Here is an 11,934-nt window from a genome sequence, read left to right on the forward strand (position 1 = left end):
CTTAAACGCACCGCTATTGCGTATCGGCTTTGCAGTTGCACTAAAAAATAGATAAGCTGCATGCACTTATCTATTTTATTTAGCTTTGGAGTGTGTTTTGCTAAATAAGTATGCTGTATCGTCTATTGCTTTTTTAATCGGGTGTTTAATGCCATTACAATCTTCTATAGCTCAACCTGCGCTTACGCTTGAACAACAACTTGGCCAAAAGCTATTACTCGACTTTCGCTATTTTTGTCACCAAGGTGCAAGCAAACAGTGCCGAACGCCAATGACTCAATTACCCGATGAACTGGCAAACGCCATTAGTAAATACAATATTGGCGGGGTGATTTTATTTTCTGAAAACACCCAATCTATTGAACAAATAATTACCCTTAACCAACAATTACAACATGCTGCAAGTAAATCAAGCTCTGCATTACCTTTGTTTATTTCGGTTGATCAAGAAGGCGGCCGTGTTGCACGCCTACCGCGCGATGTAGCAACCTCGTTTACCGGTAATATGTCGATTGGTGCTACTTTTGAAAAACACGACAGTTATTTTGCCGCGCAAAGCGCTAAAGTAATGGCCACCGAGCTAAGTGCTTTGGGTATTAACGTTAATTATGCGCCTTCAATCGACGTAAATATGAATCCAGATAACCCCGTTATTAATGTACGCTCTTTTGGCGAGGACCCTAAGCGCGTTGCAACTTTAGGTGCCGCTCAAGTTGCTGGGTTTGAAAATAACGGCATTATTAGTTCACTTAAACATTTCCCGGGCCACGGCGACACTAACGTAGATAGCCATACGGGCTTACCTAGGGTAAACCATGCAAAAGAGGTTATTTACCAACAAGATCTAGCCCCTTTTAAACAGATTATTGCCACGCAAAGCCCTGGCATGATCATGACCGCACATATTCAGTACCCTGCGCTTGATAGCAGTACCTTTACCAGTGTTGATGGTAAAAGCATGATTAAGCCCGCAACTATGTCGCGTAAAATAATTACTGATATTTTACGCCATGAGCTTAATTATAATGGCGTAGTAGTAACCGATGCACTTGATATGGCAGGTATTAGTCACTTTTTTAATCCTACTCAAGCGGTTATAAACACCTTTGCTGCAGGGGTCGATATTGCCTTAATGCCAATAGAAATTCGCAGCATAGATGACTTAACCAAACTTGATCAGCTCATTACAGATTTAGTCGCTGCAGTTAAGTCTAAGCAACTTAATCAGCAAGAAATAACTGAGTCGGCGCAGCGTATTACAACGCTTAAAAGTAAGTTTAAACTTAATACCAGTTTTAATGCCATTAATGCGCTAGTTAACGCCAAGCACGTTATTGGGAGTAAAGCGCATCGCGATATTGAAGCACAATTAGCGGTAGAGGCTATTACACAGGTTAAAAACACTCATAATACACTGCCACTTACACTTAAAACTGGGCAACATGTTCATATTATAATGCCCGACACCCGCAAATGCATGGCACTACAACAAGCCCTGCAAAGCATTAGTAAACAAACGCTTAACTATACTTGTAGTAGCTTGCAAGGCTTTGATCCGCAACAAGCGCACACAGACATTAATAAAGCCGATGTTGTTATAGCGGGTAACGCAACGCCAAATCAAAGTGCGGTAGAAATTGGCGGTATGGATGATTTAAAAAACGCTCCTCAATTTGCACTTAGCAACGCACAGCAACCAAAAGCACTTGAGTCGTTATTAAAAGTGGCAAAAAAGCAAAATAAAAACACGGTATTTATTAGTCTAAGAGCGCCTTACGACATTGGTGAGTTTAGCGATTATGCGCATGCTGTACTTGCATCATATGCCTATAATATTGATCACGATAAAAACGATATTGTAACAGGCCCCGCATTTACCGCTTTAGCACACGTACTGTTAGGTAAATTGCCAGCTAATGGCACTTTGCCTGTAACAATAAAAAAGTAAGGAGAACTTAAATGCTATTAAATTGCGATTTAGGTGAAAGCTTTGGTGCTTGGAAAATGGGCTTAGATGAAGAAGCTATGCCGCACATTAATATGGCTAATATTGCTTGTGGTTTTCATGCGGGTGATGCCGATGTAATGGCAAATACGCTCAAGCTGGCAAAACAGCATAAGGTACAAATTGGCGCTCATCCTAGCTACCCAGATCAACAAGGTTTTGGCAGACGATCTATGGCGCTAAGTGCAAGCGAGCTTACAAATTGTCTGCACTATCAAATTGCTGCATTAGAAGGTATGGCCAAAGTACAAGGCTTAAGCCTTAGTTATGTTAAGCCCCATGGCGCACTTTATAACGACATGATGCTTAACGAGCAGCTTTTAACTAGCGTAATGAGCGCAGTAGCACACTACCCTAGCCCATTAAAATTAATGATTTTAGCTACTGCTGATGCTAAAAAGCATCAAAAAATGGCCGACACTTTAGGGTTAAAATTAATATTAGAAGCCTTTGCCGACAGACAATACACCGACGAAGGGCTTTTAGTGTCAAGGCAGTTAGCAGGCAGTGTGCATAACGAGCAAGCTTTAATTGAGCAAGTAAAGCAACTGTTAGCTGATGGCAGCGTAACTACGCGTTCAGGTAAAAAGTTAATTTTAGATGCCGATAGTTTATGCGTACACGGTGATAACCCTGCCGGTATTGCACTCATTCAACAAATAAAGTTATTGTGTAAACGGTAAAGCATTATTTAATATGTTCAGTTGTAAACCCCCTTTACAGCTGAACCGTTTTACAGATTTAGTCACCCACGCAATTACTTCATCGCCCTAGCTATTATTTTTAAACTCTCTAACATATAACTATTATTAACAACCACAGGGATTTGAAATGAAAACATTTTTTGCGCTTAGTCTATTAATAAGCACAGGTAATCTTGCCTTTGCCAATAGCAGCACCCTACAGTTAGAAGATGTATTTACGCTTGAATACGCTAACCAGCTAGACATTACCAAAGACGGTAAAACAGTTTATTTTGTACGTAACAGAATGGATATAAAAACCGACCGTAAAATAGGTAATATTTGGACAGTAGATTATAAAACACGACAAATTCAACCGCTTACTTCTGGCGTGCATATGGATCATTCGCCCAAGTTGTCGCCGGACGGCTCTCGTTTAGCGTTTATTTCAAACCGTGACGGTAGCAACCAAATTTACATGAAATGGCTTAAAACTGGCGCGGTTAGCAAAATAAGTAACCTTACAAGTACGCCAAAAGCGCTAAGCTGGAGCCCAGATGCTAAGCAACTCGCATTTAGTATGTTTGTTGCCACCACATCAAGCTCACCCATTAACTTACCTGGTAAACCTGAAGGCGCTACTTGGGCAGAGCCAGCTAAATATATTGACGATGTGTATTATCGTGCTGATGGTGCTGGTTACTCTAAGAAGGGCTTTGAGCAATTATTTATTATTGACGCAAATGGCGGCAATGCTAAACAGCTCACCTTTGATGAGTTTAATAACGGCGGCGAAGTTAGCTTTAGTAAAGATAAAAAAGCGTTATATTTTTCGGCTAATAGGCATAACAATTACTTGTTAAAACCAACTAACAGCGAAGTATATAAACTTAATTTAATTACGCTTGAAGTAACCGCTGTAACCGATAGAAACGGCCCCGATCGCCAACCTCAAGTATCGCCTAATGGCCGCTACCTTGCGTATACCGGTTACGATGACAAGCAAACTAATTACGAAAACACCCAATTGTATATTCGCGACCTACGTTCGGGTAAAACAACTAATTTAACTGCCGACTTAGACCGCAGCGTAGCCAAAATAAAGTGGAGCGGTAACTCTAAAGGCATTTACTTTAGTTACGCTGATCAAGGGCAAACCACGTTAGCGTACCAACCTCGTAGCGGTTCACGTAAAGTTATTACTGAAAAAATTGGCAGCGTTTCGTTTGGTCGTCCTTATTCTGGTGGCGACTTTGATGTGAGCGAAGATGACGAAATTGTGTTTACCCTAGCAGACACGCAGCGCCCTGCCGATGTAGCGGCAATTAAACGTGGTAAAGCACAGCGCTTAACAAGTTTAAATGACAACTCGCTGGGGCATAAACAACTAGCCAAGGTAGAAGAGCTATGGCTTAAATCGAGCCACGATCAACTGCCAATTCAAGCTTGGGTAGCCTACCCGCCTGGTTTTGACAGTAATAAAAAGTACCCATTAATTCTTGAAATTCATGGTGGCCCGGTAGCCAATTACGGCCCGCACTTTAGCGCCGAGGTACAATTATATGCGGCTAAGGGGAACGTTGTATTGTATATGAACCCTCGCGGGAGTGATTCTTACGGCAAAGAGTTTGCACAAACTATTCATCATAATTACCCAAGTAACGATTATGACGACTTAATGACTGGAGTAGATGCTTTAATTGCCAAAGGTTTTATTGATGAGTCTAAATTGTTTGTTACCGGTGGCTCTGGTGGCGGCGTACTTACCGCGTGGATAGTTGGCCATACCGACCGTTTTGCCGCAGCCGTGGTTGCTAAACCTGTAATTAACTGGATCAGTTTTGTACTAACTGCCGACTTTTACCCGTTCTTTGCTGACTATTGGTTTCCGGGTAAGCCGTGGGATCATATAGAACATTATATGAAACGCTCGCCAATTAGTTATGTCGGCAATGTAAAAACACCCACTATGCTACTAACCGGTGAATCTGATTTCCGTACACCGATTTCAGAAACCGAACAGTTTTATCAAGCATTAAAGCTACAAGGTGTTGAAACCGCTATGGTACGTATTCCCGATGCATCACATGGTATTACCGCTCGTCCGTCTAATTTAATGGCTAAAGTTGCCTATATTCAATGGTGGTTTGATAAACACACTAAATAACCTAAACATACCGCTTGGTATGTAAGTTAAAGCCACTTTTTTAAAGTGGCTTTTTTACATTACCAATAAGTGTAAAGGGGGTTTACAGTAAGTAACCTAAACTCAGGTTAGGTATTTTTAATAGTAACGCCTAGGCAAACTACAAACGCCGCGGCAAGTTAATTAACCTGAACTCTGATTAAGAGATTTACTAACGTATTGAATCATATTTATATTTAATTTTATTTTCTCTAGCCAGAGGTTTTCAGTGAAAACAAGGCGAATTTACGCGTCAATAGCTGGCCTATTGCAAGAAAATTCAACGCAGTTAGCGCTGAAAATAGCTGCTTGAGATAAGTTTATTATCCGGAGATCAGGTTAATATAGCCAAAAAGTACTCACTACCCCTTTAGGGATATAGTCCACTTTAACTATATTCACCTACACGCTAACATCAGCAATATAGAGATAAAGCCATCTAAATGCTTACTAATACTTAAGCTATCTTAATGCCTAGCTTAAGTATCGGACTTAACTATTATTTGAGTTGGTAAAATTTCGGTTTATACAATTAAATACCCACTGAGTTGGTAAAAAACCGGTTTGAGCTAGTGTTTATAGGCCCTCAGTTAGTAAAAAAGTGTTTTGTCGATGGCTCAAGTTAGTAAAAAATCGGTTTATTATAAGGTGAGTGTTCACTCAAAAAGCTAAAATCAGTCACTTATGGCCTTTATTTACAGTTTATAAAGCCATAAAAGTGCTAAAAAGGTTAAATAATGGGCTTTACACTAAGCTTGGTTAAACTCTGATCCGTAATTATAGCCAGCTAGTTAAATACTGATCTGTTGCGGGTAGCTACTTAACTGAACTGGTTAAAAGGTTTACTAAAGTATTAAACTGTAATGATAATTTTATTTTCTTTAATTAGAGGTTTATTTGAGGAGTGGGGAGGAAACAAGGCAGCTTTACGCGCCCATGGCTGGCCTATTGCAAACAAATTCAATGCAGTTAACGTCAAAAAGCGACTAGAGATAGCTTTATTATCCACAGACAGGTTACTTAATTATACGCATAAAAAAAGGGCCTTTCGGCCCTTTACGTAACACTATCTAGTTGAATTAGAATTGGTTCATGGTGTTATCTTCACCACCGGCTTTAAGCGCATTATCACCAGAGAAGTACTCTTTGTGTGTATCGCCAATGTTAGAGCCTGCAAGGTCTTGGTGCTTAACAGACGCTTGTTCGCGACGAATCTCTTGACGCTGTACATCACGTACATAAGCCAGCATACCTAAGTCACCAAAGTAACCTTCTGACAAAATATCCGTACTTAGTGCTGCTGTATGGTACGTTGGCAATGTGATTAGGTGATGGAAAATACCGGCTTCACGTGCACCATCACGTTGAAAGTTTTGTACTAGTAAATCGGCTGCTACTGCAAGCTCGGTAGCATCCATTTCTGGTGCCATAAGGCCTTTATTGTCACCCAAGCTTGGGTAAGCGCTAAGGTCACGGCCCGCTTCTTGCCATTCTTGATACACTTGCTCACGAAACTTAAGTGTCCAGTTAAACGACGGTGAGTTGTTATAAACAAGCTTAGCATCTGGCACTTGCTCTTTAACACGATTAACCAGCTCAGCAATTTGCTTAACATGTGGTTTTTCGGTTTCAATCCACAGTAAATCTGCACCCGACTGTAGGCTAGTTACGCAATCTAGTACTACGCGGTCTTTTTCTGTACCTTCGCGGAACTGGAATAAACCATTATCAAGGCGCGTTGGTTTGCAAAGTTGGCCATTAAGCTTCATTGCAGTGTCGCCTTCATTTAAATCTTCAACTCCGTTAATTGGCGTAGTTTCTAAAAATGCATTGTACTGGCTAGCTAAGTCACCTGGAGTTTGTGAAACCGGTACTTTTTGCGTTAGGCTGGCGCCTAGTGAATCGGTACGCGCAACAATAATACCGTTATCAATGCCCAGTTCTAAAAATGCGTAACGTACTGCGTTAATTTTAGCTAAAAAGTCTTCGTGCGGTACGGTTACTTTACCTGCTTGGTGGCCACATTGCTTAGCGTCAGACACTTGGTTTTCGATTTGAATTGCACAAGCACCTGCTTCAATCATTTTTTTAGCGAGTAGGTAAGTCGCTTCTTCGTTACCAAAACCGGCATCAATATCAGCAATAATTGGCACTACGTGCGTTTCAAAGTTATCAATTTTATCTAGTACCGCTTGTACGTCGCCGCCGTTTGCTTTAGCTGCATCTAGGTCATTAAATAAATGGTCTAGTTCACGTGCATCGGCTTGCTTTAAAAAGGTGTAAATTTCTTCAATTAGTGCCGGAACTGAGGTTTTTTCGTGCATACTTTGATCCGGAAGCGGACCAAACTCTGAACGAAGTGCCGCAACCATCCAGCCACTTAAGTATACATAACTACGCTTAGTTGTTTTTTGATGGCGCTTAATAGCCATCATCATTTGTTGCGCAGTAAATCCATGCCAACAACCTAAAGACTGAGTGTACTGGCTTGTATCTGCGTCGTATGCGGCCATGTCTTCACGCATAATGTCAGCAGTAAACTGTGCAATTTCTACCCCAGTACGAAAGCGATTTTGTAAACGCATACGTGTTGCATATTCAGGGTTAATGGTTTTCCATGCACTACCTTGTTTTTTACAAAGTGTTGCTAATGTATCTGTTTCGCTTTTATATGTAGTCATAATTAAAATCCTTTGAACGGGGTAAATTATTATAGTGTTATGAGAGTGACTGCTTTAGTTGCTCTGCAGCGCTTAATTAAACATTAGGCTTATTTTTCAGATTTAGTAAATTTATAGTTGTTATTGCGGCTATACATATCATGAATGAGTAAAATGCACTCAACCCCTCTTTTTTACGTTATGGTTACACTACGCACACTAAAATTTACAATATCGCGACCGTTTAAGGATTATTAAAATGCCCCACACTCTCACTCACTCAGGACTCAGCGTAGACAACCAACTAGCTGATTTTGTTAAAAACCAGCTATTACCTGGTACACATTTAAATGAGCAGCAATTTTGGCAGCGCTTTGCGCATATTGTACAAACATTAACGCCAGTAAATAGAGCTCTACTTGCTAAACGCGAACAGCTACAACAGCAAATTGATGAGTATCATCTGGCTAATAAAAGCTGGGATAAAGCCCAGTACCAGACGTTTTTAACCGACATAGGTTACCTTGTAAACGAACCTGAAAATTTTAGTATTGAAACAAAGAATGTTGAGCCCGAAATAGCACAAACAGCGGGACCACAGCTAGTAGTGCCGGTAAGCAATGCACGCTTTGCACTTAATGCTGCAAACGCACGTTGGGGTTCGTTATACGATGCCCTATATGGCACTGATGTACTAAGCGAAGAAGATGGTGCCGAAAAAGGCCGTACTTATAACTCAGTTCGTGGCTTTAAAGTAATGGCATACGCGAGGCAGTTTTTAGATAAAGCCTTGCCACTAGAAAACGGCTCGCATATAGAGAGCACTAATTATTCTGTTGTTGACGGTGCGCTGTCAATTACTCTACGCGACAGCTCACAAACCAAACTAAAAAAGCCTGAGCAATTAGTGGGTTACCAAGGTGAAGCACAAAACCCTAGCGTTATTTTGCTCAAAAATAATGGCCTACACCTTGAGCTACATATAGATCACCATCACCCAATAGGCCAAGCAGATAAAGCTGGCTTAAAAGATGTGGTACTTGAAGCTGCACTTACCACTATTATGGACTGCGAGGATTCTATAGCTGCGGTTGATGCAGAGGATAAAGTACAAGTTTATAAAAACTGGTTAGGTTTAATGCAAGGCAACTTAGTTGAATCGTTTAAAAAAGGCGATAACACAGTTGAACGTACCCTGCAAAGCGATCGCCAATATACGGCGCTAAATGGTGAAACCCTAAGCTTAAAAGGCCGCAGCATGATGTTTGTGCGCAATGTAGGCCACCTAATGACCAATCCAGCAATTACCGACGTAAGCGGTAACGATGTGTTTGAAGGCATTATGGATGCCATGTTTACTGCAACAGCGGCGCTGCATGATTTAAATTCTAGCAGTGCACTTAAAAACTCCAGTGCGCAAAGTATAAATATTGTAAAACCTAAAATGCATGGTCCTGAAGAAGTGGCATTAACTAACACGCTATTTAACATGGTTGAAGAAGCACTTGGCTTAGAAAAAAACACCATTAAAATGGGCATTATGGATGAAGAGCGCCGTACTTCAGCTAACCTAAAAGCCTGTATTCATGCAGCAAAAGAGCGTGTAGTATTTATTAATACCGGATTTTTAGATAGAACAGGTGATGAAATTCATACCTCAATGCACGCCGGTGTGGTACTGCCTAAAGCCGCTATTAAATTAGAGCCGTGGATCAGCGCCTACGAAGATCGCAACGTAGACATTGGTTTGGCTTGTGGCTTAAGCCATAAAGCACAAATAGGTAAAGGTATGTGGGCTATGCCCGATAAAATGGCATTAATGATGGAGCAAAAAATAGCTCATCCTAAATCAGGTGCTAATACCGCGTGGGTGCCCTCCCCCACTGCAGCAACTCTGCATGCTATGCATTATCATGATGTAGATGTATTTAGCGAGCAGCAAAGCATTGCTAAGCGTGCTATTGCCAGCCTAGATGAGCTACTTACCCCGCCATTAATGGACGAGCCTGAGCTACTTAGCAAAGAAGATATTAAAACCGAGCTTGAAAACAACGCCCAAGGTATTTTAGGTTATGTAGTACGCTGGATTGACCAAGGGATTGGCTGCTCTAAAGTGCCCGACATAAACCACATTGGCCTTATGGAAGACAGAGCAACACTGCGTATTTCAAGCCAACATATGGCTAACTGGCTGCATCATGGTATTTGCAGCGAGCAACAAATTAGATCAACCATGGCTAAAATGGCAAAAGTGGTAGATGGCCAAAATGAACATGACAGTGCTTATAAGCCTATGGCAATTAGTGAGCAATCACTTGCTAATAATATTGCCTACCAAGCTGCACTAGCCTTAGTGTTAGAAGGAGCTAAGCAACCAAGTGGCTACACTGAGCCTTTATTGCACAGCTACCGCTTAAAATATAAAGCGCAGCAAGGTACTTAACACTTAACTTCAAGTAATAAAACCCCCTAGTTAGCATACAAAAACCAGCCAAAGTGCTGGTTTTTATTTATTTGCCAAAAATACCAGCCATTATTAATAACTAAGGTGAATGGCTAACATTCATCTTAGTAGCCGTTATTAGTTTTTAACCACAAAAAAGCGCGTTTTGCTTACACAAAACACGCTTTTTCTAAAATTATTACCGCTTTAATATACAGCTTTAATTAGTTTTTGATGATTGCGTTGTGATAAATATTTTGTACGTCATCACAATCCTCAAGCATAGTGATGAACTTATCAAAGTTAGCAATTACTTCTTCATCTGTAATTTCAATATGTACTTGCGGGACAAAAGTAATTTCGTCTACTTCAAAATTAATGCCTTCAAACGCCTCTTCAAGGGCTGTTTTAGCTTTAAAGTATTCTGTATGTGGGGCAAACACCGATACTTTACCGTCTTCTACTTCAACATCGGTTACATCAACGTCAGCCATCATTAGTGCTTCTAACACAACTTCGTCGTCATCGCCTGAAAAACCAAGCACAGCAAAATGATCAAACATATGCGCTACACAACCCGGTGTACCAATTTTTGAATCTGTTTTAGTAAAAGGCAAACGTACATCTTTAATAGTACGATTTGGGTTATCGGTTAAACAGTCAACAATAACCATACAATTTCCAGGGCCATAACCTTCGTAACGTGCAGTTGAGTAATCCTCCCCTGCTCCACCGGCGGCTTTTTCAATTGCTTTTTCGATAACATGCGCAGGCACTTGATCTTTTTTTGCCTTTTCGATTAAGCGGCGCAAAGTTTGGTTTACATCTGGGTCAGGTTCGCCGTTTTTAGCTGCAACGTAAATTTCTTTGCCGTATTTTGAATTTACTTTAGTTTTTGCGTTAGCCGTTTTAGCCATCGAACTTTTACGAACTTCAAATGCTCTGCCCATCATGTACCTCTAATGAATACGTTAAACTTGTCGACATTTTACCAATTCAAAACGTATTGGGCTAGCACCACGTTAATATATAACGTTTATAACACCACACTAATTACATAAAAAAATAAACAAGGCGCTATTTAACATAACACAACTTTTTGTGCGTAATTGTCAATTAAAGTAACTAACTGCGTAAAATCATGTAATACATAATCGGCCTGGCTAGCATAACTAGGAGTAACATCGGGGGCGTATAAACATGCACGCATATTGGCATTATGCGCTGCCTGAATATCATATAAAAAATCGCCCACATACAATAAATTACTTGGGCTCATATTCCACAAGGTAGCAATATTATTTAATGCACTCGGATCGGGTTTTGCTGGCGCGTCACTTCGGGTAAGTACTATTTCTATTGGCAGTGGATTATTTTGTAACTTAATAGCGGCCGCTTTGTCAAAATTGCGTGTTACTATCGCCATTGGAATGTTTTTAGCTTTAAGGGCATTTACAGCCTCACTCACACCGGGTAGCATTTTGGCATGTTGAGCGTCGAGTAACTCATGCTGATGTACAATATTCATTGCTTCTTCGCGCATATATGCTGAAGGCAATTGGGCAATATAATCGAGTAAGTCTTGCTCACACGGGCACCCTATTTGCGCTTTAATTAATGAAAAATCTAATTCTGATGACACTAAAGTGCCATCTAAATCAAAAATCACACCTTTAATCGCTTCAATCTGCATTTCTATATCCTTCCTTGTATTTAATACCCATTGAATTAAACCCTATATAAAAATAACTTCATCGTTTATAAAACTAAATCACTGATGAATAACAAAATTTATATACCTAACCTGACCTCTGGTTAAGAGATTTACTAACATACTAAATCATAGTTATATTTAAATTTATTTTCTCTAGCCAGAGATTTTCAGTGAAAACAAGGCGAATTTACGCGTCAATAGCTGGCCTATTGCAAGTAAATTCAACGCAGTTAGCGCTGAAAGT

The 11,934-nt window shown here is 40.4% G+C and carries 7 protein-coding genes; 4 read left to right on the forward strand and 3 right to left on the reverse strand.

The window, feature by feature from the left end; genetic code table 11:
- Positions 1-148: 148 nt before the first annotated feature.
- The 3 genes from H5058_RS10780 (at position 149) to H5058_RS10790 (ending at position 4,855) form a co-directional block, all read left to right on the forward strand.
- Positions 149-1,948: a glycoside hydrolase family 3 protein gene (locus H5058_RS10780; protein WP_182678137.1), complete on the forward strand. Its 1,800-nt coding sequence runs from the start codon at positions 149-151 to the stop codon at positions 1,946-1,948.
- 11 nt (positions 1,949-1,959) lie between these two features.
- Positions 1,960-2,688 (forward strand): 5-oxoprolinase subunit PxpA, encoded by a 729-nt coding sequence (locus H5058_RS10785; RefSeq protein ID WP_179807804.1) that lies wholly within the window; start codon positions 1,960-1,962, stop codon positions 2,686-2,688.
- A 148-nt stretch (positions 2,689-2,836) separates the two neighbouring features.
- Positions 2,837-4,855: a S9 family peptidase gene (locus tag H5058_RS10790; protein ID WP_179807805.1), complete on the forward strand. Its 2,019-nt coding sequence runs from the start codon at positions 2,837-2,839 to the stop codon at positions 4,853-4,855.
- A 1,097-nt stretch (positions 4,856-5,952) separates the two neighbouring features.
- On the opposite strand, the gene H5058_RS10795 is transcribed toward H5058_RS10790, so the two are convergent.
- A complete protein-coding gene (locus H5058_RS10795) occupies positions 5,953-7,554 on the reverse strand; it encodes an isocitrate lyase (RefSeq protein WP_011329704.1) in 1,602 nt (533 codons plus the stop codon).
- A 238-nt stretch (positions 7,555-7,792) separates the two neighbouring features.
- Between H5058_RS10795 and H5058_RS10800 the strand changes: the two genes are divergently transcribed.
- The gene (locus H5058_RS10800) at positions 7,793-9,976 is read left to right on the forward strand and encodes a malate synthase G (protein ID WP_011329703.1); all 2,184 of its coding nucleotides are present in this window, start codon (positions 7,793-7,795) and stop codon (positions 9,974-9,976) included.
- Between the two features lie 224 nt (positions 9,977-10,200).
- Here the strand turns inward: H5058_RS10800 and H5058_RS10805 are convergent, their stop codons facing one another.
- Positions 10,201-10,926, reverse strand: coding sequence for a YebC/PmpR family DNA-binding transcriptional regulator (locus H5058_RS10805; RefSeq protein WP_011329702.1), 726 nt, complete (start codon positions 10,924-10,926; stop codon positions 10,201-10,203).
- Between the two features lie 131 nt (positions 10,927-11,057).
- A complete protein-coding gene (locus H5058_RS10810; RefSeq protein WP_086995494.1) occupies positions 11,058-11,675 on the reverse strand; it encodes an HAD family hydrolase in 618 nt (205 codons plus the stop codon).
- Positions 11,676-11,934 lie beyond the last annotated feature (259 nt).

Origin of the sequence: Pseudoalteromonas sp. SR45-4 (genome assembly GCF_014163535.1) — a bacterium.
Classification (GTDB): domain Bacteria; phylum Pseudomonadota; class Gammaproteobacteria; order Enterobacterales; family Alteromonadaceae; genus Pseudoalteromonas; species Pseudoalteromonas nigrifaciens.